Consider the following 26,255-nt stretch of genomic DNA (forward strand, 5'->3'; position numbering starts at 1 on the left):
GTAAATAATAGCGCAGTAGATTTTCTTATTCGATATTTAATCCAGCAATAAAAAGGCGTCTCCTCCCAAAGACGCCAATCTAACAATCTAACAATCTTATAATCTTACGATCTTATAATCTTACGATCTTATAATCTCTCCCTTACCATAGCACTTTTTTCACTACAACCACTCCCGTAGCCGAGCTAATGCGCACGAAAAGCACACCATTGGCCCCAAGATTCTGAAAGCTTGTTGTTGGTTTATTGAGTTCTTTCTTTTCTGCTAGCAAGCGCCCTCTGGAATCAAAAATCTGAACTGATGTCATCAATGCAATTCCGCTATCAATCATCAAAGCATCGTTGTTTTTATATACGATTACTGGATTGCTTGATGCAGTAACCGTTGGTGTACTTAACAAATCAGTATAAACAATTTCAAATCTGTTGTCGAAAGTACCGCTTTCGGAAGCAAACGTATAAGCGTTGGCTTTCAAATCATGTTCCGTACCCATCAAATGGTCTTTCAGATATATCGTCTGTGTGCCACTAAACAATCCATCAACATGATCGATGGCAATGGTGTAAGTACCGGCTGTAGTAGCTTTAAATCCTAAAGGCACCATGTCAGTAGCATCAAAAGGCAACGCTCGCCCTTGAATCACCAAAGGCTGTGCATCTATCAAACTATATAAGGCAATCGCACCGTCATTCATAAATTGACCATCATAAGCATCACGTTCTGTAACAGCATTGGTAACATAACCTACTTCTGTTTGTGAAAAAGCGCCTGACGTATCGGTGGCATTGAGCCAAATACGATGCTGTTCTTCGGTATCCGTAGTTCTGAAAAACTGGTTCGCAATATTGGAAACCCGTTGGGTATTGGCAAACAAAACCGAACTGGCTGCAGCCTTAGCTTCAACAAAGAAACCTTGCCCTGTTCTGATGATGCCACTTGGGTCGAACACTTGTGCTTCGCCATTGTTTACGAAAGTTCCTCCTACCCAAGAGCAGTACGATGGACTTGCGGCATTGTTTGTTTTTCTCCAAAAGTAAAGCGTCCCTGTAATGCTATTGCTGTTTTCGGTAACAAATTGCGCCATACTAATCGGTGATGGGTAAGGGTTTCCAACCAGATTAAAACGATGGGTGGCATCGCCAACATTCATAGTATAAGAATAATTACCATTGTGTGGCACGCCTGAAAAGCTACCATTCCATACAGTAGCGGTAGCCGGATGAGTGTTTGGTACGCGAATTAAGTAGCCTTTGGCATTTTCGAAATTTACAGTAGGCGTTAGCGCAGCATATACATTCGTTGGTGAATCATACTGGTAAAAACGCGTAGGCAAAGTAGCCGGTGAAAATGCGAGTAATTGTTGTCCCGAAACAGGCGAGGACCATAACGTATAATCCTGGCGTATCAGCGCAGAACTTGAGCGTTTGACGATGATGTTTCCTGAATTCGCGGCATTGGTATTTTGCAACAAATTGGCATTATTCTCTAAAGTGAAACTGCCTGAACTTACCGTTAAAGCACCATTCAAAGTCACATTCATTCCCGATGGAATATTGACTACGGCATTATTGTTTACCGTAAGTGAACAGCAAGCCAACGAAGCGGCGGCAGTATAATTGGCAGCGATGACTACGGTGCTTATGGCTGTAGGTACTCCGTTATCCCATGTTCCGTTATAAGTAGTTGTATTTCCCGCAGTGACAGTTCCGGTGGCGTTTGCACTGATGCCGTTTCCGTCTTTTATGGTTACTGTATAGGCGGTGGTCGCTGTGATTGCAGTAGCAATAGGATTAGCAATCGTGGTGCTGCTTAGGAAATCAGAAGGTGTCCAATTGTAAAGTACTGTTCCTTCTGCTGTAACGGTTGTTCCTAAAGCAACATCTGAACCCGAACAAGTGCTTGTGGCTCCGAGCATGGTTACAGTTGGATTAGCTCCTTTGATTCCAGAGAATACTGTAGTTTGGCTTGCCGCTATAGGAATATTGGTCATCGTAATGGTATTTCCCGACAAAGCATTGTATTTTATCCATGGATTATTCAATTGGTCAAAATTACCTGTGATGCATGCTCCTGAAATACTTGTTTGAGTCCCTACAATATCTGATGAAGTACAGGTAGCAGCGATGTTTGCTATATGAGGATTATTTCCAGATCGTGTCAAACTCCAATACCTATTTAAATAATCAGTAGTGCTGGCATTATTTGGATGTTTGGCATTGGTTACTTTTACGCCATAATAATTATTCGCCGCGCCATCGTCGGCAAGTGTAATGGTAATTGGAGAATATTCGGGAGTTCCGGTATTATCGCCAATGGGATACGTAAAGGAACTTCCCGTAATCATCATCTTTCTTACTTCTCCTGTACCACTGGCTATAATCATTTTTGTTGGACTTGGAGAAACAATTGTAATAGTACCTAAGGCTTCTATTGTTAGGTTATTGTTACCAATAGTTAGATTTCCTGATGTCATATTTAATGCCCCATTCACAGTCATACTTTGACCTAAAGTAAGTCCGCCGGAACGGTTGATGGTAAGGTTGTTTAAACTGGGTTGCGCGCTAAATAAGTCACTGGCAAAAACCATTGCGCCACTACCGCCAATGTTTAAAGACGAAGCAGGAGTCGTTTCAAGAGAACCAAAAGTTTTGGTTATAGTGCCCAAAATTCCGAGCGTGTTATCAATTTTGAAGACTCCGTTTGTAAGTGTAAGCAAAGTGTTCACATTTGTGGGTTCATCCACGGTGACGCCACTGTTGTTATTAATGGTCAGCTGACTAAAAACAGTTACCGATGTTCCTAATATGGATTGTGGCGAAGTCCCGTTTAAGGAAATAGTATGGCCTGATGCAGCGTTGAAAGTACCACTATCATCAAAATTACCGGCAATGGTATGGTCGAAATTGCCCGTATTAAAGGTTGCGTTTTGTCCGATAGCGACATTTCCAGCAATAGTTAAAGCAGATGCAGCTGTTGCAGTGACTGTATCAGCAAGACTAAAATTACCATAGATATTTACAAGTGCCGAGACCATGGTTTTGGTAGCACTACCACTAAGAATAAGATTAGAGTAACCTGCCGTTGTGCCATTAGGATTGATGACGGTCTGTGCCGCACCGTTATATTCGACTGTGGTAGGCCCCGATACAATAGTTTTCCAAATGCCATTGTTGGTGATGGTTCCGGCGATCCGCATCGTGCTATCTTGCGTCATCGATAGCTTTTTTCCACTATTGATGGTGACATCATAAAAATTGGTAGTGCCTGAAATCGTAGCAGTCGCATTGTTGATGATAACATTACTGGTATTGGGATTGAAGGTACCGCCGTAATTGCTCCAAGCATTAGTTCCTTCTATGGTAAGTTGCGCTGAAGTGACTGCGTTGAGGATTCCGCCTGCTTCAATGGTGAGACTATTGATATCAGTGACCGAAGGCAATGTAGGAGCATTAGGTGTTGTCGTTGTATTAGGAATGATGATGTTTTTGGTAGCGGATGGGCCAACATTAGGTGTCCAGTTTTGAACAGACGTCCACGAAGTGGATAGCGAACCATTCCAGGTTATAGTATTGGTGGTGCTGTATTCTGCTAAAGTTACGTTTCGCGTTCCATCAAAGGCGGCATTGAAGAAAGCAATATTAACATTGGAAAGCGCAACCCAATTTTCTGTTGTATTAAAAGCTGAACTGCCATATTCAAAGTTTCCGATTTTCACCCATAAAACCAAATGGTCTTCGTTGTTTCCGTTGAGTTCACTATCAAGATAATGATACGACACCACGCAACTCGTTCCGACAGCGCCGGTTTGGATGACTTCAATTTCGCGATTGATGGCTCCTGTTTTCCATGAAGGTGCTGTACCAATGCTGACTTTTAAACTTACTTGACTCGGAAGTGTTCCTATGTTGGAAAAATAAACTTTCATAAACTCATTTCCAAAAGTATAGCTTACTGCGTCCGTAATCGTGGTACGCTTGATAATTCCGGTCGTATCGCCAATTCCTATGCTCGTGGCATTGCTTGTCATAGTAAGTGTTTTTATGGTAGCACCATTCAACATGTCTAGAGCGCCTTTCGTTGCCGAAGGATTATTACCAACCAAATGCAACACACCATTGATAGTAAAATCGTCCGCTGAAGTGATTCCTCCTAAGCCGTCAATAGTAAGATTGTTTACATTGCCTGCGAAGAATGCAATTGGAAGTGTTATGGCGACTGTATTGGTGAAAGCTAAAGTAGCAGCGGTATTGCTTACATCAACAGCGCCACTGACGCGTGTTGGTGAATTTCCGGACAATGTCAGTGTATTGGCTCCAACCGAAATAGTTCCGGCTGTTAAAGCTAATGTACCTGCGACCGATACCGATCCGGTTAAGCTGATTCCCGTTGCACGATTGACTGTTAAGTTGTTCAGCGAAATAGCAGGTAAGCCAAACACACCACTACCGCCAATGACTATATTGCTGCTACTGCCTCCAACCATAGTTCCTGTGGTGGTGGTGATGGTTCCGCTGAGGGTTAAAGTACGAGCACCTATAGTCAATGCTCCAGTGGTTAATGTTAATGGATGCGCAATTGTAATGTTGTCATTGATTGTCAACCCCGCAATATTGTTGAGCGTTAAGCCATCCATAGTATTGCTGACTAAAGCTCCTGACGGAATGCTTTGTGCTGCGGTTCCGCTGAATTGTATTGAAGAGGAAGTTGCGGTAGCATCGATCTTTGCACTATTGGAAAAAGTTAAATTGCCTGTCAATGTCAGTTGCTTTCCATTGAGTAATAACTGATAGGTAGCCTGTGCATTAGTAATATTCCTGAGTGATCTGTTTTGATCTAAAACACAATTTCTGGTAGGTGAAACAGCAAAGGAGATGTCAGACCCATTGGTTGGCACCAAACCATTTTGCCAGTTGGCTGCATTTGCAAAATCGGTACTGACTGCGCCAGACCATACATAAGCGGTTATTTCTAACGCTCCCATTTTAGGAGCAACGCTTCTTGCAAGACCCGTATAATCTGAAGCAATGCCTGTTCCTGTTGCAGCATTTAAAATGGCTGAGGTGTAATAATTCAATGGGTTTGTACCGCCAGCACTTGTAAATAATGGGTTGGTATTCAAACTATTGGTGTCTTGTCCGGTAGCGGTTTTCCATGTTGCTAACGTTGTCTTATCAGTACCGCTGTACCCTGAAAATGTTCCGGCATTGCAGTAGTAATCATTATAATCAATCGTCAAACCGGAAAGCCCGGCTATTTTGATAGCATAATGTTTACCGGTGGTTCCTCCGGTGCGCACATTCATCAGAATGTTGTTTCTGTAATTGCGCAACGCAATATTATTGGCGTTCCATAACGCAGCGGTTGCAGAAGTAACTGTAGAAGAAACTGTCCCTGCCAGATAAACGGAATTGAAATAGATACTATTGTTATTGGTTGCACTGGCACTGCTATTATCATTGATGCCATATATCTTATAGCCCGTTGTTACACTTGTTCCAAGATTGATAATATTATTGGCAACAGTCGTTGCACCATTACCAATCAAAATTCCGTCAATCTCACAAAGAACGTTGGAAGAAGTGGCCGATAAGCCATATATAAAATTTCCTGAAACGACATTCGTACCGGATGTTGGTCCTGTATAATCAATCCCAATCACGACTAAAGAAGCCGTTGGATGCGTATTTGATAAATTATAAACTGTATTACCCGTGATGGTTTGATTGGTACCAGTAGTTGTAACGAATTGTTGTATGCCTCTAACTGTTATACTATTCATACAAGCAGTAATGTCTCTAATCGTGTTGTTTTGGATGACGTTGTTGTCAGCATTAGAGCAAATACCATCTACTTTAGAAGTTGAGCTTCCAGTATAGGAATTTGTCATATTAGCAATGGTATTTCCTGAAGCAGTTACAAGATTAACAGCAGAATTAATATATATCCCTCTAACATCTTGTTTAAAAATAGACGACGTTGCTGGTGAACTTGTTTTAATGCTGTTGGCAGTGCTAAGACTTCCAATTAAATTGTTATTAACCGTAATAACAGAAGTGGGAAAACCGCTGATAACAATACCTTCGAAACAATGCGAGTAGGCAACATTTCCAAAAGTAGTAACAGAGCCTATGCTATTATTCTCTATCGTGACTGTACCACTGTTCAAGCAACGTATTCCGTGCGTAGTAGAATATCCAGCACCATTAACATTCACATTGGGAGTACTGGTATAACCCGAACCTCCGTTGGTAATCGTGAATCCTGTAACCACTCCACCAGAAATAGTTGCTGTCGCTGTAGCTTGAGTTGTGCTTCCTGAAAGTGTAAAAGTAATTAGAGGAGCAGTCAAAAAACCACTACCACCACCTACCAAGTTAATGGCTGTCACAACGCCTCCCGAAATAGTTGCTGTAGCTGTAGCGTTTGGCGTTGTAACCACAATAGAATTTGTTCCTGTGGATGCTCCAATTGTATTCCCTATAAAAGAAACACTACCTGATGACAAGTAAAGTCCATCCCATGGATTGGTACTGGTACTACTATAATTGAAATTCTGTATGGTATTGTTTTGAACCAAAGGAGGTGTTGTGTTATTTCCTGTGACAAAAATACCACTGAAATACGTATCGAAACTCGAGATCATCGTAAATGGAGTTCCCCCGCAAAAGGGCTGACTTCCTCCAATATAATTTCCGCTAACAGTATGCATGTTTGGTGTGGCAATACGTATGGCTCCATAGGTATAATTTCCTGTTGGTGCCAATGCACTAGTCTCATAAAAGCTATTGTTGTTTATATTCCAATCCGAACTATAGATAGAAATATTGACTCCAAACGAATTGTTATTGTTGTTTATAAAATTAAATAACGTATTATTCCGAATGCTATTTCCACTATTTTCACGACCTGCACTTCCAGTGCTCAAAATAGCATTAAAGGGGCGATTTCCACCTGCATTGGTAAGGTTGCAAAATTCTACGACATTGGTATCATTTCCATTCCCTGAAGCGGAAGTTGAAAAAGTAACAATGGCGGTTCCGAGGCTAAGACCTGAGGCAGCAAGTGTTGCATATTTGATAATGTTATTCTCCGCAGAATTGGTTAACCTCAAAGCACATGCATTGATTCCTGTATCACTATTGGTGATGACCAAATTAGCAGTTGCTCCAGTAGCATTGACTCTACCGTCAATAACAACATTATCAGCACCATTTAAATTGATTAGAGGATTGGATATAGCACCACTAATGGAGTAGCCAGTTCCTGTTGTATAAATTAAAACCGAACTGTAATTGGCTAATCCAGTTCCACTAGCATTTAAACTAGCCATAGCGGTTTCTGTTGTACTGCTTATGATTTGAAGCGTAACGAGTCCGGTAATTGTACCGGCATTAATCGCATCGAATGCCGCTTTTAATGTAGCGTAATTACCACCTGTTCCGACAGTAACAGTCGATAACAATAAACTGGTATTCCTGCTCTCGTAATGAGGTTTGGATTTCCACATCGCATCAGCGGAAGTTAGTTTCAACAATAGTAGGCAAACAATAATCCAGGTAGTAGTTCCGGAAAATTTTACTTTAAATAAAGGCATCGTAGGCTTGCCTAAGCACCAAAGTAGTTTTAGGGTCTTCATAATAATTTGGGGTTATTTTAGGCGCAGTAATATTCTTTTTTTAAGTAGGATATCTTACAAAAAAATACAAAAAGCGTCTTTTATCGGACAAATGTACTTATAAACGACACTTTGCAATATATTAATCCATTTAAATATGAACATTTGCAATAATAATTTGAGAGACCGCTTGTTTGCTCATAAGTTGCTTTTAAGGCTTGTAAGTTATTGTGCTATTATAGCTGTTAATATTTTAAAATAATTTATAAATAAAAAAAACGCGCTCTCTCGAACACGTTTATCCTATAATCTTACAGTCTTAAAATCTAATAATCCAATCTCTATTTCCCAATCGAATGGCTACTGATAATGTCTTTCAATTTATTCTTCAAATCCTCACCACAATCATAAACCATCTGCTCATTTGTCGGAAACGGCACTTGTCTTCGGTCGAAATTCTGCAAATAATCTGCCTCACAAGCACGACGATCGCCTTTATAACGCGCATATACATTTTGAAAAACAAACTCACTACTGAGTGGAAAAGTCTCCAACAGCTGATTCGTTTTCAAATTCACATAATCCACTTTAGCCGTAACTTGAGCTGCTTTCTGTTGTGCCGATTCATAAATGGCAATCTGAACAGTTTTCATATTATCCACATAAATAGGTTTTCCCAAACTGTCTTTCACTTCACGACCACGTGCATCCAATAGTTTTTTGACACCATCTTTGATGATTTTTTCTTTGTAAAACTCTTTTTCATTAATGCGTTCGGGTGAAATATTAATGCCTCTAAAGTGAATTTCAACCCCATAATCATACACAATACCTTGCTGTTTCGCGTTGTGATATGCAGTCCATTTATCATTCAAACCAAACGTACTAAAATCCAGTAAATCATCGTTTAAACGTTTCGGAACAATGGCATTTGTTTCGTTTTTTGCCGACACAATGACGAAATCCGTACCTTTCAATTGCGCATCACCAATCAACTTCGTCACATCTTTATAACCGGGATTAATCTGATTCAAATACACCAAATCATCATAAGCTCGACGGCAGCGCATTTTGTCATTCGAAATCAAAGCAGCCACCGAATTAAGATACAAATATTTCGACAACGCATTTTTACTGTTCATGATTTGCTCTGTATAATCGTCCATCGGAAATTTGGCATCGCGATTTTCCTTAAGTAATTTCAATGGTAATAACGGTCGAATCATTTCTTGCCGGTCATTAAGCAGCTTATACGTATTGAAAATAGCCTCAAAATCCTTCGGATTAGCATCCTTAAACCAGCCCCAACCTGCAATATCGCGCAAATCACGCTCTTTGGCTTTGGCAAACGCTTCCTCTAAAAGGTACACATAATCCTGTTTTCCTTTCGCATTTTTGTTGCTCTGCAAACCACCAACAGCTTTCGAAATCGCGCTGTCATAATCACCTGAAGCCACCATTTTACGGGTTTGTTTGACGCCACATGCGGCTAATAACACCAATGTAAATAATAATATAACCTGTTTCATAATAGTATCAGTCATTCTGAGTGTAACGAAGAATCTTTAGCAATGCATCTTACATCTCAATCATAATAATGGTCAGGAGCTTAATCCTGGTGCACGTAAAAGGATAACCGTTATCGTTTTGCTGTTAGCGGATTTAATTTTTTATTAGCTTTTCTGTCTTTTTTTCTCCGTTTTCGATTTCTATTTGAATGATGTAATTGCCATTTGTCAAACTTTGAATATTTATTTTTTCATTAAACTTTGAATGACCACTTTTTGCAACCTTACCGGATGCGTCTACAATAATATATTTGAAATTATTGTTTGATTTATCATCGTCTTGAAAAGTAATATAATTGCTAGATGGATTAGGCAACATGCTAATATTAGGTTGGATTTGAATCTCATTCGTTGAAAGAAGAAATTCTTGATTTAATTTTACTACCCAAAAGTCTTCATTGCCATGATTTCCAGAGACATCGCCATCGTTCGAAGAAGTACCACCTGCTATAACATACATACCGTCTGTAGTTTGTTGTACACTATAAGCAACATCATCACCTCCTGATCCACCTAAAGATTTTTGCGCCAAAATTGTACCAGACGAATTTAATAATATAACCCAAAAGTCATAGTACTCATGATGTCCAGAGACAATATCTCCATCGTTTGAGTAAGACCTGCCTGCTACAATATACTCGCCGTTTGTAGTTTGTTGTATGCTATTAGCATAATCAGCATTTGTTCCACCTAAACATTTTTTCCAAACAATATCACCTAACGAACTTAATTTTACGACCCAAAAGTCATAAGAGCCATGATTTATAGATACATCGCCATTGTTTGACATACTTTGACCTACTACAATGTACTCACCGTCAGAAGTTTGTTGTATGCTATTAGCATTATCATAATCGGTTCCACCTAAAGATTTTTGCCAAACAATGTCACCTTCTGAACTTAATTTTACGACCCAAAAGTCATAAGAGCCATGATTTCCAGAAGCATCACCATTGTTTGAGTCACTCCCACCTGCTACAATATACCCATGGTCAGAGGTTTGTTGTATGCTAGTAGCATAATCACCATTAGTTCCACCTAAAGATTTTTGCCAAACAATATCACCTAACGAACTTAATTTGACCACCCAATAGTCTTGAGAGCCATGATTTCCAGAAGCATCGCCATTGTTTGACATACTAATACCTGCTACAATATACCCATCGTCAGAGGTTTGTTGTATGCTAGTAGCATAATCATATCCTGTTCCACCTAAAGATTTTTGCCAAACAATATTACCTACTGGACTTAATTTTACCACCCAAAAGTCAGAATCGCCATGATTTCCAGAAATATCGCCATTGGTTGAGCTACTCGAACCTGCTACAATATACCCTTCGTCTGTAGTTAGTTGTATGCTAGTAGCATAATCACCTCCTGATCCACCTAAAGATTTTTGCCAAATAATATCACCTAACGAACTTAATTTCACTACCCAAACGTCAGAACCGCCATGATTTCCGGATACATCGCCATTGTTTGAGATACTCGAACCTGCTACAATATACCCACCGTCAGGAGTTTGTAGTATACTTCTAGCAGAATCAAATTCCGTTCCTCCTAATGTTTTTTGCCATTCTATACAAGGTGCTTGAGCAAATACAACACTACAAAATAAACCAGTCATGAATAAAATCAAATAAGTTTTCATAGTATTAAAATTAAATTAAATTCCTTTCAGATTGTTTAAAGTCACTGTTTCTACTTGTTCGACTATTAATAGTGAATTTTTAAATTTTCATTTTTCCGAGGTGTCTATTTTTAGCCTGAATGCTGATAAAACTTTATACTAACATCAGAGCTAAGGTCACAGTTTGTTATTTGTAAACCGTCATTGCGAGTGCACAGCACGAAGCAATCTCTACAACAAAACCCACACGTCTATAAATCCATTATTTCCTAACAAAAGGCGGCAACAACTTACTACTCACTTCACCAAAACCAATACGCACTTCATTGTTCTTACAAAAACCTTTCATAATCACCGTGTCATTGTCATTGATAAACTTGCGGTCAGAGCCATCTTTCATTACAATCGGATTTTTTCCATTCCAAGTCAATTCCAACATAGAACCAAAACTGTTCGGCGTCGGACCCGAAATGGTTCCCGAACCCATCATATCACCCGAATTCACGCGGCAACCATTTGAAGTATGGTGCGCCAATTGCTGGCTCATCGACCAATACATGTATTTAAAATTAGAACTCGAAACAATACTCGCTTCGACATTTTCAGGTTCAATAGCCACTTCCAAATTGATATCAAAAGCATGCTTTCCTTTCTGTTGTAAATATGGCAACGGATTCGGATCTTGTTTCGGCCCTTTGGTTCTAAACGGTTCCAAAGCATCCATCGTCACAATCCAAGGAGAAATGGAAGTCGCAAAGTTCTTCGCCAAAAACGGACCAAGTGGCACGTATTCCCATTTCTGAATATCACGCGCACTCCAATCGTTAAGCAACACCATTCCAAAAATATAATCTTCAGTTTCATGCACCGGAATATTCTCGCCCATAATATTGGCATCCGTAGTGATGAAACCCATTTCAAGTTCAAAATCAATAGACCGTGACGGACCAAAAACGGGTGTGCTTTCACCATTCGGCAAAGTTTGTCCCATCGGTCGGTGCACCGGAATTCCAGAAGGTACAATCGTTGAACTCCTACCATGATAACCCATAGGAATGTGAAGCCAGTTTGGCAACAACGCATTGCTCGGATCGCGGAACATGGCGCCTACATTGGTGGCGTGTTCTTTACTCGAATAGAAATCGGTATAATCACCAATCAAAACCGGCAATTGCATTTCTACATCTTCGACTTTGCAAACTACGATGGCTTTGTGGTTTTTATTGTCTCTTAATTGGGCATTGTTGCTATCGAAAATATCCGCAATACGATTGCGTACGAGTCGCCAAGTTTTCTTTCCGTCAGAAATAAAATCATTGAGCGTGTCCTGCATAAACATATCGTCGGTCAATTCGATACCGTCGAAATAATTGAGTTGTTGCAGTGCACCCAAATCGATAGCGTAATCGCCAATTCGAGTGCCTATAGTAATGACGTCGTCTTTGGTAATAAAAACACCAAACGGAATATTTTGTATTGGAAAATCGCTATCTTTTGGTACATCTAACCAAGATTTTCTTGAAGGATTGTTAGCAGTTATCGGCATTTGTAATGTTGATTGTTTGTTGAAAATTCAGTTATCAAATATATCATTATATGTCAATTTTACAAACCGATTTTGTAATTTTGGACAGTTTTTAACGAAAAAATATAAAATGCGACACGACCAACAGATTTTCGATTTAATTCTTGAAGAACAAGACCGACAAATACACGGAATAGAACTTATTGCTTCAGAGAACTTTGTCAGCGACCAAGTCATGGAAGCGGCAGGTTCTTGCCTAACCAACAAATATGCAGAAGGCTATCCAGGAAAACGCTATTATGGAGGATGCGAAGTCGTAGATGTCGTAGAACAAATCGCGATCGACAGAGCCAAAGAATTGTTCGGAGCCGAATATGCCAACGTACAGCCACATTCGGGTTCACAAGCCAATACAGCGGTTTACTTTGCTTGCTTAAAACCTGGCGATAAGATTTTAGGTTTCGATTTGTCGCATGGTGGTCACTTGACACATGGTTCTCCTGTGAATTTCTCAGGACGTTTATACAACCCGGTTTTCTACGGCGTTGAAAAAGAAACCGGACAATTCAATTATGATAAAATCCAAGAAATTGCCACACGCGAAATGCCGAAAATGATTATTGCCGGCGCTTCAGCTTATTGTCGTGATATGGATTTTGCACGTTTCAGACAAATCGCTGATAGTGTAGGCGCATTGTTGCTGGCTGATATTTCACATCCTGCAGGTTTAATCGCTAAGGGATTGATGAATGATCCAATTCCACATTGTCATATTGTAACTACAACCACACACAAAACATTACGCGGCCCAAGAGGCGGCATGATTTTGATGGGCAAAGATTTCGAAAATCCTTGGGGATTGACCACGCCAAAAGGAGAAATCAGAATGATGTCTTCGTTGTTGGATTTAGCCGTTTTTCCAGGAAATCAAGGTGGTCCGTTGATGCACATTATCGCCGCAAAAGCAGTAGCGTTTGGAGAATGTTTGACCGATGAGTTCTTCCATTATTCGATGCAAGTGCAAAAAAATGCCAAAGCCATGGCAGCAGCTTTTATGAAAAGAGGTTATGATTTAATTTCTGGAGGAACTGACAACCACATGATGTTAATCGATTTAAGAAATAAAAACATCACGGGTAAAGAAGCAGAAAATGCTTTAGTTCGCGCTGAAATTACCGTCAATAAAAATATGGTGCCGTTTGATGACAAATCACCATTCATCACTTCAGGAATTCGCGTTGGCACACCAGCGATAACTACACGCGGTTTAATTGAAAGTGATATGGAAACGATTGTAGATATGATAGACCGTGTTTTGATGAACCATACCAATGAAGAAGTTATCGAACAAGTGGCCGACGAAGTCAATGAAATGATGGGCGAGCGCGCGATGTTTGTTTTTTAGAAAAGTTGATGGTTGTAGGTTGTAAGTTGTAGGTCACTACTATTTTAACTTACAACATACAACCTACAACAAAAACCCACACTGTCAAGTGTGGGTTTTTTTATTTATGTTAAAGTTTTAAAAAATTATACGTTATAATTTATTCGTACGAAATTTTTCCTACCTTTGATTTGTTGAAATTCAAAAATGAAAAAGATCATGCAATCGGAACCTACCAAATCAGAATTAGAAATATTGCAAGTGTTGTGGCAATTCGGGCCATCGACCGTTAGATTTGTCAATGACCAACTCAATGAACAGAAGCGGGCAGTGCAATATACATCAACGTTAAAATTGATGCAGATTATGGCTGAGAAAGGCATGCTTATTACTGATAAATCAAGTATGAAGCACATCTACAGTCCGGCGATTGAAGAGAAAAAAACCAAAGGATTCTTGCTCGATAAATTTGTCGATGCTATGTATAATGGTTCCAGCAGCAGCCTGATGATGCAATTGCTTGGAAATAAAAAAACATCGCAAGAAGAAATTGATGAGATTAGGAAAATGCTCGATCAACTTGAAAAGAAATAATTCATAAAATAATCGATTATGATTTTAAATGACACTTTATTGAAAGCCATTTCATGGACATTAGTGCATTCTGTATGGCAAGGGTTTCTGCTGGCTTTGGGTGCTGGAATCGTGATTTTTATGACGCGAAAATCATCTGCTAGCTTGCGTTATAATTTACTTTCAAGTTTGTTTTTAAGTTTTATAATCATGGTAGGTTTTACGTTTGATTATGAATTTCAAAATGAAAATACCGAAGTCACTACACGTTTAAATTTACCTATTAATCAATTGAATACTTCCATTGGAAATATTTCAACCAACGGAAATGTTGTCGTGGTTTCGGATAATATCATCAGTTTTTTAAACCGTCATGCGGACACCATTGCTTTGATTTGGTTCCTGATTTTTTGTATTAAATGTTTCGGAATTTTTACAGGGATGAGCCACATTTATAAAATCAGAAACTATAAAACTTTCTCGCCACCAGAATATTGGAGCAAAAGGCTTGAAGTATTAACACGTCGCATTCATATCAGAAAACCGGTTGTTTTATTAGAATCGACTTTGGTGAAAGTGCCTCTGGTTACCGGTTTTTTCAAACCAATATTGCTCGTTCCGTTCGGCTTGTTAACGAGTTTGCCTGAAGATCAAATTGAAGCAATTCTGTTGCATGAACTAGCCCATATTCGCAGAAAAGATTATGGAATCAACTTGTTGCAGGCTTTTGCTGAAACAATATTTTTCTTTAATCCTGGTGTTTTGTGGTTGTCTTCATTGATCAAAGAAGAACGCGAAAATTGTTGTGATGATATTGCCATTGATGCTACGGAAAATAAAATCAATTTTGTTCAGGCACTAGTGACTTTCGAAGCATACAACAGGGAAAATATCGCATTGGCTATTGGTTTCGGAGGTGCCAATAATCATTTGTTGCGACGTGCCAAACGCATTATTTACAATAACAATAAATCACTCAATATAGTAGAAAAAGCATTTCTTGCCACGAGCCTTTTGTTGACATTGATTATTGTCATCGCATGTTCGAATCCTAAAATCAGCAATGTGGCAATACCCATCATGCCTATTGATATTTTATCAACAAAAGCTGTTCCTGAGCCACTATGCAGTACCAATAATACATCGGCAATTTTTCCAAAAACGGAAGCATATTATGATGCCATTGAAGTCCAAAAAGCAGCCATCGAAGTTGCAAAAGCTGATGAAGAAACCAGAAAAGCTGATGAAGCAACCAGAAAGGCTGATGATGAAACCAGAAAGGCTGACGATGAAACCAGAAAGGCAGATGATGAAGCTAGAAAAGCAGATGATGAAGCGCGATTTTACGATGATCAAGCCAGCAAAGCGGAACGTCAGGCTCAAAAATATGCAACTACTGCTAAGTCCGTTACTACAAGAACTGTCTTGAAAGATACCAAAAGCGCCAAAACTTTTGAAAAAGAAGTAACTGAAAACAACACCAAAAAGGTTTCGATCAGAACTGGGATTTCAGGGGAAGATTTGCCCGAAAATCTCAATGTTGATCAACTTACCAGCAATATCATTTCAGATCTTATTGTTGAAAATATTATCAAAGACACCAAAAATCTGTCGTATAAACTTTCAAAAGATAACCTAATCGTCAACGGAAAAGTACAAGCTGAAAACATGTTTAGAAAAATCCGTCAGAAATATATAAAATCCCAGTATCACAGCATCTGCTACAATTATTCGTTTTAGGAGAGCGTTGCAGTAGACGCGAAATAATCAATATATTCCTTTACTCTTTTTAATATTCACTTAGTTGGAAAGGAATTTTATTGCCATCAATTAAAAAAATCAATCCATCATCAATCCATCATCAATCAAAAAACGAAATCAGTATGAATCCTTATTTTAAATGCATTCTTTGTAGCTTATTGCTCAGTTCCGGGTTTGTGTCCGCACAGTTGGGTAAAATTAACGGGAATGTTCAAACTACTGAAAAGCAACTTGTAGCTGCTGCAGTGGTTACGCTGACACTTGTCAAAGACAATTCGCTCGTAAAAACCGAAGTCACGCAGGCTGATGGCAGTTTTGAATTTACCAATCTCAAGAATGAAACCTATCAAATTGCTATTGATAATCCGGGTTATAAGCCTTATTCGAGTTCACCAATAATCATCGATGAATCAAAACAAGAACTTCTTGTACCACAGATTGTTCTTGAAACCCAGAAAACCAATACGATCAATGAAGTCGTGGTCAAAAAAAAGAAAGCATTCGTAGAAAATAAAATCGACAGAACGGTTGTCAATGTGGAGGCCTTCATTACTGCAGCCGGTGGCGATGCGATGGATGTTTTAGAAAAATCTCCCGGTATTAGCGTTGATCAAAACGGAACTATAACTTTCAAAGGAAAATCGGGTGTTCAAGTTTTCATTGATGATAAACCAACGTATTTGTCAGGTGCGGATTTAGAAGCCTATTTGAAATCACTTCCCGCAAGTACCTTAGATAAAATTGAATTGATGACCAATCCGCCAGCGAAATACGACGCAGCCGGAAGCGCCGGTGTGATTAATATTGTGAGTAAAAAATCGAAATCGAAAGGTTTTAATGGTAGCGCAACGTCGAGATATTCACAAGGAAAAAGACCACAAACACGGCAAGGTTTGAATTTAAATTATCTCAATGATAAAATCAGATTGTTTGGAAATGTGGGTTATGCGTATCAAAATCCGATCAATGATTTGTTTATTTTTCGTCGATTTAAAAATGCTGATGCCTCTACTAAAAGCCTCTTTTATCAAAACAGTTTTCTTCGAAGTCAAGTCAATACCGGCAACGCTAAAATCGGATTGGATTATTACGCTTCCGATAAAACCACTTTTGGAATTGGCTTCACCGGAATCCTAAAATCAAGCCATCAAAAAACCGATGTACGCAGCACTTTAACCAATGCCGCTTCAGTCGTAGATTCTACAATCGTTGCAAACAATCGCGAAAATGAAAAATTCAAAAATGGAGGCATCAACCTCAATTATCGCCATGACATCGATACGCTTGGACAAAAAATTACGGTCGATCTCGATTACTTGAATTACAATACAGTCACTGATCAGCGTTTTAAAAATTTTGTATACCAACCTGACAATTCCTTAAGCAGTCAGGATGAATTGAAAGGAAATCTGCCCACCGACATTGTTATTTATTCTTTGAAAGCGGATTATACGCATCCATTGCCAAACCAAGGCACGATTGAAGCCGGTTATAAAGGAAGTTTTTCCAAAACCGATAACATTGCAGATTATCGTGATGTGATTTCAGGAAGTGAAGTGCCAAATTATGACACGAGCAATCATTTTAAGTATGATGAAGTCATCCATGCGGTTTATCTGAATTTCAATACAAGCTACAAAAGATTTACTTTCCAAACCGGACTGCGACTCGAAAACACGGAATCAAAAGGAAACCAATTGGGGAACGTGGAGAAGCCGGCTTCCACATTCAAAAAAAATTACACCAATCTTTTTCCGACAATTTATGTGATGTATAAATTGGATTCGATTGGCAACAACCAACTGGTGGTGAATTATGGCAGAAGAATCAACCGTCCGTATTTTCAGGATTTGAATCCGTTTGTGAGTCCGTTGGATAAGTTTACGTTTTACTCCGGAAACCCGTATTTGAATCCATCTTTTTCTAATAATTATGAGTTTTCGTATCGTTACAAAGGCAACTTCTCATCGACTTTAAGCTATGGAAACACGAGTGATGATATCAATGAAACGATTGAAATCAAAGACGAAATCTATTACAGCCGCCCCGGAAATATTGGTAAAAGCGAGTATTACAGCATCAATGTCAATGGCGACATTCCGTTCAACAAATGGTGGTCGGCCAATGTCTATTCGGAGCTTACGTATTCGCATTTCCAAAGTCGATTGTATACCGAAAATCTCGACTCTTCAGGCACCTTTTGGTTTTTTATGATGAACAACAGTTTTAAGTTTAAAAAAGATTGGTCTGCCGAACTCAGCGGAACCTATACGACAGATGTGACTTCAACGCAATTTGTTTTGTTGTCGCGATCGAATATCAACGTTGGCATTCAAAAGAAAATACTCAAAGGCAAAGGCAGTTTGAAACTCGCAGCGAATGATATATTCTATTCGAGTCTCAACAATGGCATCATTAAAAATTTGAAACTCACTGACGCGAATTGGAGAAACAAAGGCGATTCAAGATTCGTCGCATTGACTTTCACCTACAGTTTTGGGAAATCATTTGAAACCAAATCACAGCATGATGCCACAGGTGCGGATAGTGAAAAGAATCGTGTGAAAAATTAAACAGGCATAGAGTCCACTTCTTATTAAATGTTGTAATTTTGGGGCTGAAATGTTGTAGGTTGTAAGTTGTAGGTTACTACTATTTTTAACCTACAACCTACAACTTATAACCTATGTCAACGTTCAGATTACAACTTCCAACCGACCCACGCTGGGTAAACATCGTCGAAAAAAATATCGAAGAAATCCTTACGGATCATGCTTGGTGCGAGCAAAAAGCAGCATCGAATGCGATTACGATTATTACGATTAATTCTGAATATCCGGATTTGGTTTCTGATATGCTTGCCTTGGCAAAAGAAGAAATCGAACATTTTGAAATGGTGCATGACATCATCAAAAAGCGCGGTTTGAAATTGGGTCGAGAACGCAAAGATGACTATGTTGGAGAACTAGCACAATACATGAAACGCAGCAATACGGGCAGTCGGGTATCGGGTTTCGTAGAACGCATGCTGTTTTCAGCGATGATAGAAGCCAGAAGTTGCGAACGTTTTAAAGTGTTGTCAGAAAATATTCAAGACGAAGAATTGTCGAAGTTTTATTGGGAACTCATGGAAAGCGAAGCCGGGCATTACACGACTTTTATAACTTACGCACGCAAATACGGACAAGGTATTGATGTTGAAAAACGTTGGCGAGAATGGCTGGATTTCGAAGCTTCGATTATTTCGAATTATGGGAAAAGCGAGACCATTCACGGATAAACTGCAATAAATAAAATTGGATTTAATAGTCTCATTTTAGTTTGGTTACAGTATTTGCTGCTTTTTCTTTAAATTTTTTCTTTCACATTTGTTGAACTTTTGAGGTTTTTTGATTTATATTTATATTCTAATATCAAATTAAAATCCAACAACCAATGAGACTTTATTTCAATTCTGATGGTATCGTTGCTAGTCGTGTCATTTTGCAAGAGCAATTGGAACAACTCAATATCAATTATAAACTCTTGGATTTTGGTGAAGTCGAAATTAAAGAAGTTATTTCCAAAGAATGTTTAGCAACACTTCAAGCGGCTTTGAATCGCTACGGAATTACCTTAATCGACAATCAAAAAAACCAGTTGATTCAGAAAATTAAAGATACTATTGTTGAATTGGTTTACGAAAAAGACAAACTTCCGTTGACTACAACTTCCGTATATCTTGCAGACAAACTCAATTTGAGTTATGGTTATTTGTCTAATATATTTTCGGAGTATACGTTTACATCGATTGAAAATTATATCATTATTCAAAAAATTGAACGTGCTAAAAAAATGATTATGGAGGAGGAATTTAACTTAACCGAGATATCTTATAAATTAAATTACAGCAGTTTAGCACATTTGTCAAGTCAGTTTAAAAAAGTAACCGGATTAACGCCTTCCGTTTTTAAACGCATCGTCAACAAAAGAAAATCATTGACTAATCAATAATTTTTCCCCAACCTAACACCTTAAATTTATGACAACGAATCAAAAGCCATTGCGAATTCTTTTAGCCGATGATGACGAAGATGATCGCATGTTTTTTAGCGAAGCCATAGCCGAAATTAAAATGAGTAATGAATTGCTCTTATTTGAAGACGGTAAAGATTTGATGGAGCATTTGATCCATCCTGAATCGGAGTTGCCGCATATTTTATTTCTCGATTTGAATATGCCTTATAAAAATGGTTTGGAATGCCTTAAAGAAATCAGAGCCGACGAGCGTTTTAAAGAAGTATCCGTAGCGATTTATTCTACTTCTTCTTCAGAAAGTGATATCGAAGATACTTTTGTTGAAGGTGCTAATATTTATATCAAAAAGCCCAATGATTTTTCTGAATTGAAAAGGGTTATCAAAGAAGTATTGCATTTGAATTGGCAATTTCATACTTCGGGTTTAAACAAAGAAACTTTTTTCTTTAGTATATAATGAAAATAAAACTCTTAGGATTATATAAAAATTCTCAAGTATTCAAATTCGCGTTAGGAGTAGCCATTGTCTTGGTATGCTATGTTGCTTCTGTGTTTTACAGCCAGATGCAACGGCTCGATTCTTCGCTCGATTTAATCGCAAAATCGAATCAGACACAATTGGAGCTCGAAAAAGTATTGTCTGTTATCAGTATGTATGAAACGAGTTTGCGAAGTTATATCATCACTAAAGATGAAACCTATTTGAAAAACCGGTTTTTAGACCGCGCACAAGTTGAACTCAACTTAGAAAAAATTCAAAAATTATCGTTTAATACGGTTAGAAGTAAAGATATTGACAGCCTTGAGAAATTGATTGATTATCGGTTTAAACTTTTCAGACAAACCTTAACCATCGCCAAAGACAGGAAAGTGAATCCGGTCGATTTGAATGCCAAGCTATTAGAAAGTAGCAACTGCACCAAAGCGATGCGTGATTTTGTGTATAAAAGCATCAGTAAGGAAACCAACATTGTGAAACTTCACAATTCCTCACATCAATACGAACTTCGCCATTCGATGATCAATGTTTTTTTGTTGGTGATTATATCGCTATTGATGGTGTTGCTGTCTTACAATAAAATGAATGTTGATATTGATGAACTCAAGAAGACCAATGATGAACTCAAATTCCTAAATCATTCGTTTAATAACGCTGAGAAAATAGCCGGATTTGGACATTGGAAGTTTAACCTGGTGACCAATACGTTTAAATTTTCAGAAAATTTTTATCGATTGATGGGTGTAGCGCCGAATTCCTTCGAACCTAAATTAGAAAACTCTAATAAGTATATACATCCTGATGATTTTGATAGGGTCATGAAAGTCCATAAGGATTCTTTAAAAACACGCCAGCCAACCAATGTGACTTTCCGTTATTTATTGGATGATGGTAGTATTCGTCATATCATGTCGGTGGGAAGTTTTACCAAAAACGCGAATGGAGATGATGTCAAGATTGGAGTCAATTATGATATTACAGAACAATACAAAAGGACTTTAGAGCTCGAAGAAAATAACAAGCAACTAGAAATGATTAATGACGAACTGCAAGCGTTTAATAATATTGCAAGTCATGATTTACAAGAACCGCTTCGTAAGATTCAAATGTTTATTTCTCGATTAGAAGAAAAAGAAATCGAATTGCTTACGCCATCGGGTAAAGATTATTTTTCAAAAATTAAACTTGCTTCGAACAGAATGCAATCCTTACTGATTGATTTGCTCAATTATTCCCGAGCGGTCAAAGGCGATAAAGTTTTTGTAAAAACAAATCTGAATGACGTAATGCAACAAGTACTTCACGATTTGGCAACGAATATAGAAGATAAAAAAGCCGAGATTGAAATAGGAAACCTGCCTAAGATGAAAGCGATTGCTTTTCAGATGGAGCAGTTGTTTGTCAATTTAATCTCCAATTCACTCAAGTATAGCAAAGATGATGTGCTGCCTAAAATTATGATTTTTGCTGAACCGATTGAATCTGAAGTATTGCATAACGGCAAACCAGTCACGAATGAAGAATATCATAAAATTGTAGTGATTGACAATGGTATTGGTTTTAAACAAGAATATGCTGATAAAGCTTTTCAATTGTTTAAACGCTTGGAAACTAATGCGAAATATACCGGAACCGGACTTGGTTTGGCCATTTGTAAACGCATTATCGAGAACCACAATGGGTTTATTACAGTTGATGCAAAACCCAATGAAGGTGTAAAATTCTCCATTTTTATTCCGAAAGCCATTTAATTTTTTATGAAATAAGCGTTAGACTTTGATCCAAATTTTAACTCATAATCAGCAACCACTGACACCTAAAATGCTAACCATTACTGAAGCCACTGCACAAGATTTCCCTACAATACAAAAAATCGCTTACGAAACTTGGCCAATTACTTATGGCAATATTTTATCGAAAACCCAACTTGATTATATGCTTGAAAAGTTTTATTCAGATGAAACATTGCTCAACAATCTCACCCAAAAAGGCCACAGATTTTTATTGATTTCTGATCATAATGGCGTTTTAGGATTTGCCTCATACGAACACCATTATCAACAAAATCACATGACACGCTTGCATAAATTGTATGTGCTTTCTACAGCCCAAGGCAAAGGAGCAGGGAAGTTGTTGCTTGAAGAAGTGGAACGATTGGCTCAAGAAAATCAGGCTAATACAGTTTCATTAAACGTCAATAAATTCAATAATGCTTACACTTTCTATCTTAAAAGCGGTTATGAAAAACTCGCCGAAATCGACATTCCGATTGGAGATGGTTTTTTGATGGAAGATTATGTGATGCAGAAAAAGCTCTAACGAAGTGTTACACCACAATATGACCCCAATTTTCTCCTGATAGAATTCTGTTCAAATGCGTGGCACTAATTCCGAATTGCTTTGCGATGATGCTTTTTCGGGTAATTCCTTTCGGGTTTTTCATCATTTTCTTGATTCGAATGACATTGGTTACCGATAGTTTTCTACCGTCAGATTTGATGTTGTGCTCTAATAAATCTTGTTTCGCCCGAATCACTTTTGGGCTTCTTTTGTAGTGCGCAATTTTTTCTTCATACGTTACCCAGCGCAGATTTTTCACATCATCATGGTTGCGCACATAATCAATATGTATGACGTACTTCTGATCTTCGGAAGTTTTAGGAATAAACAGTTCTGCAATCGATTTATAAATAAACAACACTCGGTTTTTGGGTTGTCCGTCAGCGAGTAATTCTCTGTAGCGTAAAACTACATAACCATCGGAGTTACCGCCATTAAGGATGTCGCCATCATCAAGGTTGTTTGTGAAACTCGCCAATCGACCTTTATTGGATAAGGCATAGCGCTTTTTCATCAGTGAACCTAAAGAAATTTCTTTAAATTCTTCATTAGGAAAAATTCTAATCATTAGTTTTTAAAAGGAATAATAAAACATTAGTTTTTGATTTCCCAAACGAAAGGCTTTGAAAGGTGCAGGTTTTAAGGGTGTAATCTATTGGGAAATCTTAGTGGTATCGATATCAAAAGTAAAAAAAAAATCCCACACAACAACTAATTAACTTTTATTTTGCAATTTATGAACCTTAAAAACCAATAACGATGATGTCATGCTTATACAATAATCCTTTGACAGCATTTAATGAGAAGATGGCGTTCTTAACTTTAGTTTTTTGCGGATCGATGGTATAATTGAAACTGGTTTTAAAATTCGCTTTAACAGCAATCGCTTTTTCAAATTCACTGCGGTATAAATCGCATGCATCAAAAATTACGGAAGTCAAATCAGCATTCATAAAATCGACAGCAATCAAGCTGCAATTTCTAAACACCGTGTCTTTGATTTTTAAAGTGTAAAATTTTGAAAAATCTAAAATGCAATCGGTAAAAGCAATTTCAAAAATCAACTTGTCGCACATCGAAAAATTAATTTCTTTCATTTGACAGTTGTAAAATCCGACTGTTCTCAATGCAACATGATTGATTTTAGCACCATTGAAATGGCAATCATAAAAGTGACAATCAATAAAAGTGACGCCAATAAAATTGCACGCAGACAAATCACAATGGCGAAATGTGCATTGCTCAAATTCCTTTAAATTGAACGCATCCTGATCATAAGTGAGGTTTGTGAATTCTTGGTCAAGGAAATATTCGGTCATAAAAGCGTTCGATTCGTTGCGCACAAAAGAACAAAATTCTGCGGTTTCAAAACGTACAATTGCAATAAACTTTCATATCATTTAAATCAAATTTTTTTGAAAGACGATTGAAAATTAAATACTATTTTTACGCTACAATCGTTAGCACAATATGGAGCATGACAACAATGATTCACTTCCCACGTCGGGTTTTTTCTTTAAAAATCCTTCATTAAAAATAAAGGAATTTATTGCTTATCTCAAGTTGCGTTTTGGAATCATATTTTCCTTAAACATGCAATCGACCATCATTTATTTTTGGGTATACCAGCTCACCAATGACAAACTTTCTTTAGGATTGGTAGGTCTAGCCGAAGTAATTCCGGCCATAAGTTGCTCTTTTTTTTCGGGTCATGTAGTCGACCAAAATGAAAAACGTAAAATGGTATCGCTGTGTCTAATCGGTTATATTTTGGTTGGACTTGGTCTTTTTGGAGTTGCATTGCCTTACACGCAAACCTACTTTTCAGTAAGCACATCGCAATGTTTGATTTATGTATTTGTATTTTTAGGTGGTGTCATTCGCGCATTCTACAGTCCATCGATGTTTTCGCTTTTCGGTTTGGTGGTGCCACGAGAACATTTTCCTAACGCCACCAGTTGGAGCAGTATGTCATGGCAATTGGGTGCGGTGCTTGGTCCTTTGGCTGCAGGATTTCTCATTGCTTGGGTTGGAATTCCGTTTGGATTGCTTTCGGTTGTAATTCTCGAAATCGCGATGTTCTATCCATTGCTCAAAATTACGGTGAAGCCAATACTCAAAAAAGTAAAAGAACCCGTACTTCAAAGTGTAGCCGAAGGATTGCGATTTGTTTTGAAAACACCTACGCTATTGGCAGCACAATGTTTGGATATGTTTTCCGTATTGTTTGGTGGAGCTGTTGCTTTGTTGCCTGTGTATCAGAAGGAAATCCTGCATGTCAATGAAATGGGTTTTGGAATCCTACGCTCGGCACCGGGAGTAGGAGCATTACTAACTTTAGGATTACTCGCTTTCTTGCCATTGAAAACGTATCCGGGAAGAAAATTATTCCTCTGCGTTACAGGTTTTGCAATATCAATCATCATTTTTGGAATTTCTAAAAATTTCTATCTTTCGTTTTCGATGCTACTGCTTTCCGGTATGTTCGACGCCGTCAGTGTTGTCATTAGAAGTACCATTTTGCAACTCGTAACACCCGATGAAATGCGTGGTCGCGTTTCTGCAGTGAATACGATGTTTGTAAGTTCCTCAAACGAACTTGGAGATTTCGAAAGCGGTGTCATGGCGCATTGGCTCGGCACGGTTAGAGCAGTAGTTACCGGCGGTTATTTGACGTTGGGTGTGATTGCATTTACTTTCTTTAAAGCACCTCAATTGCGGGAATTTAGTTTTGAGGATAAGGAAAAAGAGTAGTTTAAAATCAGTGTGATTTTTTTTAACCGCAAAGAGCGCAAGGTTATGCGCTAAGTTCGCTATGAAAATAAAAAATCCTAAACAACAAATAATTAGTTGTTTAGGATTTATTGTGACCTCGACTGGATTCAAACCAGTAACCTCTTGAGCCGTAATCAAGTGCGCTATTCAGTTGCGCCACGAGGCCTTAATGCGGGTGCAAATATAGGCATAAATATGGCATTTGCAAATCTATATTCAAAAAATAGACTGTAAGACTGTAAGATTTCAAGACTGCAGGAGAAAATCTTATAGTCTTAAAATCTTACCATCACAAAATCTTACAATCCAACAACCTAAGCATCAATCCAAAGCGCGGATGGTCACATAATAACGCCAGCCAATCAGTACCAATTGCCACTTTTTAGCTTTGGTAATATCTAGCCGTTGCTTCGTAAAACTCGGTAAAAGAATTCGGTTAATTTTCGCCAGGACTTTAAACATAAGCTTTTCTGTTTTAACAAATATAACTATATTTAAAACTTTGCGCCTTTGCGCCTTTGCGTCTTTGCGAGACAATTAAAGTATTTATCGCAAAGACGCAAAGGCG

The 26,255-nt window shown here is 38.2% G+C and carries 17 protein-coding genes and 1 tRNA gene; 10 read left to right on the plus strand and 8 right to left on the minus strand.

The genetic code is table 11. The features are described 5' to 3' along the window. Window positions 1-142: 142 nt before the first annotated feature. From RMO03_RS05090 to fahA, 4 genes are all read right to left on the minus strand, one after another. On the minus strand, window positions 143-7,636 hold the full coding sequence (locus RMO03_RS05090) for a hypothetical protein (protein ID WP_309641009.1): 7,494 nt from the start codon (window positions 7,634-7,636) through the stop codon (window positions 143-145). Window positions 7,637-7,956: 320 nt separating this feature from the next. Further along, window positions 7,957-9,159, minus strand: coding sequence for a hypothetical protein (locus RMO03_RS05095; protein ID WP_309641010.1), 1,203 nt, complete (start codon window positions 9,157-9,159; stop codon window positions 7,957-7,959). 118 nt (window positions 9,160-9,277) lie between these two features. Continuing rightward, the gene (locus RMO03_RS05100; RefSeq protein ID WP_309641011.1) at window positions 9,278-10,834 is read right to left on the minus strand and encodes a T9SS type A sorting domain-containing protein; all 1,557 of its coding nucleotides are present in this window, start codon (window positions 10,832-10,834) and stop codon (window positions 9,278-9,280) included. Between the two features lie 241 nt (window positions 10,835-11,075). Beyond that, window positions 11,076-12,359: a fumarylacetoacetase gene (fahA, locus tag RMO03_RS05105; RefSeq protein WP_309641012.1), complete on the minus strand. Its 1,284-nt coding sequence runs from the start codon at window positions 12,357-12,359 to the stop codon at window positions 11,076-11,078. Window positions 12,360-12,468: 109 nt separating this feature from the next. Here fahA and glyA point away from each other — a divergent pair, with 109 nt between their 5' ends. The 9 genes from glyA to RMO03_RS05150 all read left to right on the plus strand — a co-directional run bounded on the left by glyA (window position 12,469) and on the right by RMO03_RS05150 (window position 22,891). Further along, on the plus strand, window positions 12,469-13,743 hold the full coding sequence (gene glyA / locus RMO03_RS05110) for a serine hydroxymethyltransferase (protein ID WP_309641013.1): 1,275 nt from the start codon (window positions 12,469-12,471) through the stop codon (window positions 13,741-13,743). 186 nt (window positions 13,744-13,929) lie between these two features. Continuing rightward, window positions 13,930-14,316, plus strand: coding sequence for a BlaI/MecI/CopY family transcriptional regulator (locus RMO03_RS05115; RefSeq protein WP_309641014.1), 387 nt, complete (start codon window positions 13,930-13,932; stop codon window positions 14,314-14,316). Between the two features lie 18 nt (window positions 14,317-14,334). Continuing rightward, entirely contained in the window at window positions 14,335-16,035 is a 1,701-nt protein-coding gene (locus RMO03_RS05120; protein WP_309641015.1) for a M56 family metallopeptidase, read from the plus strand. A gap of 143 nt (window positions 16,036-16,178) precedes the next feature. Next, complete coding sequence (locus RMO03_RS05125; protein ID WP_309641016.1) at window positions 16,179-18,629, plus strand: TonB-dependent receptor; 2,451 nt, start codon at window positions 16,179-16,181, stop codon at window positions 18,627-18,629. Between the two features lie 113 nt (window positions 18,630-18,742). After that, on the plus strand, window positions 18,743-19,336 hold the full coding sequence (locus RMO03_RS05130) for a tRNA-(ms[2]io[6]A)-hydroxylase (protein WP_309641017.1): 594 nt from the start codon (window positions 18,743-18,745) through the stop codon (window positions 19,334-19,336). 155 nt (window positions 19,337-19,491) lie between these two features. Next, window positions 19,492-20,049, plus strand: a complete 558-nt coding sequence (locus RMO03_RS05135) for an AraC family transcriptional regulator (protein WP_309641018.1) — start codon at window positions 19,492-19,494, stop codon at window positions 20,047-20,049. A gap of 28 nt (window positions 20,050-20,077) precedes the next feature. Further along, window positions 20,078-20,530 carry a response regulator gene (locus RMO03_RS05140; RefSeq protein ID WP_309641019.1) on the plus strand — a complete coding sequence of 151 codons (453 nt, stop codon included), beginning with the start codon at window positions 20,078-20,080 and terminating at the stop codon, window positions 20,528-20,530. Beyond that, complete coding sequence (locus tag RMO03_RS05145; RefSeq protein WP_309641020.1) at window positions 20,530-22,323, plus strand: ATP-binding protein; 1,794 nt, start codon at window positions 20,530-20,532, stop codon at window positions 22,321-22,323. The genes RMO03_RS05140 and RMO03_RS05145 overlap by 1 nt, the downstream gene beginning before the upstream one ends. Before the next feature lie 70 nt (window positions 22,324-22,393). Beyond that, window positions 22,394-22,891, plus strand: a complete 498-nt coding sequence (locus RMO03_RS05150) for a GNAT family N-acetyltransferase (protein WP_309641021.1) — start codon at window positions 22,394-22,396, stop codon at window positions 22,889-22,891. A 7-nt stretch (window positions 22,892-22,898) separates the two neighbouring features. Here RMO03_RS05150 and RMO03_RS05155 read toward each other — a convergent pair whose 3' ends face one another. Both RMO03_RS05155 and RMO03_RS05160 read right to left on the minus strand, forming a co-directional pair. Further along, window positions 22,899-23,480: a hypothetical protein gene (locus tag RMO03_RS05155; protein ID WP_309641022.1), complete on the minus strand. Its 582-nt coding sequence runs from the start codon at window positions 23,478-23,480 to the stop codon at window positions 22,899-22,901. A gap of 175 nt (window positions 23,481-23,655) precedes the next feature. Further along, window positions 23,656-24,231, minus strand: a complete 576-nt coding sequence (locus RMO03_RS05160; protein WP_309641023.1) for a pentapeptide repeat-containing protein — start codon at window positions 24,229-24,231, stop codon at window positions 23,656-23,658. Between the two features lie 151 nt (window positions 24,232-24,382). Between RMO03_RS05160 and RMO03_RS05165 the strand changes: the two genes are divergently transcribed. Further along, window positions 24,383-25,666, plus strand: a complete 1,284-nt coding sequence (locus tag RMO03_RS05165) for an MFS transporter (protein WP_309641024.1) — start codon at window positions 24,383-24,385, stop codon at window positions 25,664-25,666. Between the two features lie 113 nt (window positions 25,667-25,779). Here RMO03_RS05165 and RMO03_RS05170 read toward each other — a convergent pair. Together RMO03_RS05170 and RMO03_RS05175 are read right to left on the minus strand one after the other, a co-directional pair. Further along, window positions 25,780-25,853 (minus strand) — tRNA-Arg (locus RMO03_RS05170). 155 nt (window positions 25,854-26,008) lie between these two features. After that, a complete protein-coding gene (locus RMO03_RS05175) occupies window positions 26,009-26,149 on the minus strand; it encodes an SsrA-binding protein (RefSeq protein ID WP_309641025.1) in 141 nt (46 codons plus the stop codon). Window positions 26,150-26,255: the final 106 nt, after the last annotated feature.

Origin of the sequence: Flavobacterium sp. (assembly GCF_031411595.1) — a bacterium.
In the GTDB taxonomy this organism is placed as follows: domain Bacteria; phylum Bacteroidota; class Bacteroidia; order Flavobacteriales; family Flavobacteriaceae; genus Flavobacterium.

Coding starts and splice junctions, on each gene's coding strand:
- fahA (WP_309641012.1), bottom strand. CDS start 12,359: ATGCCGATAACTGCTAACAATCCTTCAAGAAAATCTTGGTTAGATGTA.
- RMO03_RS05120 (WP_309641015.1), top strand. CDS start 14,335: ATGATTTTAAATGACACTTTATTGAAAGCCATTTCATGGACATTAGTG.
- RMO03_RS05175 (WP_309641025.1), bottom strand. CDS start 26,149: ATGTTTAAAGTCCTGGCGAAAATTAACCGAATTCTTTTACCGAGTTTT.
- RMO03_RS05095 (WP_309641010.1), bottom strand. CDS start 9,159: ATGACTGATACTATTATGAAACAGGTTATATTATTATTTACATTGGTG.
- RMO03_RS05125 (WP_309641016.1), top strand. CDS start 16,179: ATGAATCCTTATTTTAAATGCATTCTTTGTAGCTTATTGCTCAGTTCC.
- RMO03_RS05150 (WP_309641021.1), top strand. CDS start 22,394: ATGCTAACCATTACTGAAGCCACTGCACAAGATTTCCCTACAATACAA.
- RMO03_RS05160 (WP_309641023.1), bottom strand. CDS start 24,231: ATGACCGAATATTTCCTTGACCAAGAATTCACAAACCTCACTTATGAT.
- RMO03_RS05140 (WP_309641019.1), top strand. CDS start 20,078: ATGACAACGAATCAAAAGCCATTGCGAATTCTTTTAGCCGATGATGAC.
- RMO03_RS05145 (WP_309641020.1), top strand. CDS start 20,530: ATGAAAATAAAACTCTTAGGATTATATAAAAATTCTCAAGTATTCAAA.
- RMO03_RS05090 (WP_309641009.1), bottom strand. CDS start 7,636: ATGAAGACCCTAAAACTACTTTGGTGCTTAGGCAAGCCTACGATGCCT.
- RMO03_RS05165 (WP_309641024.1), top strand. CDS start 24,383: ATGGAGCATGACAACAATGATTCACTTCCCACGTCGGGTTTTTTCTTT.
- RMO03_RS05115 (WP_309641014.1), top strand. CDS start 13,930: ATGAAAAAGATCATGCAATCGGAACCTACCAAATCAGAATTAGAAATA.
- RMO03_RS05100 (WP_309641011.1), bottom strand. CDS start 10,834: ATGAAAACTTATTTGATTTTATTCATGACTGGTTTATTTTGTAGTGTT.
- RMO03_RS05135 (WP_309641018.1), top strand. CDS start 19,492: ATGAGACTTTATTTCAATTCTGATGGTATCGTTGCTAGTCGTGTCATT.
- RMO03_RS05130 (WP_309641017.1), top strand. CDS start 18,743: ATGTCAACGTTCAGATTACAACTTCCAACCGACCCACGCTGGGTAAAC.
- glyA (WP_309641013.1), top strand. CDS start 12,469: ATGCGACACGACCAACAGATTTTCGATTTAATTCTTGAAGAACAAGAC.
- RMO03_RS05155 (WP_309641022.1), bottom strand. CDS start 23,480: ATGATTAGAATTTTTCCTAATGAAGAATTTAAAGAAATTTCTTTAGGT.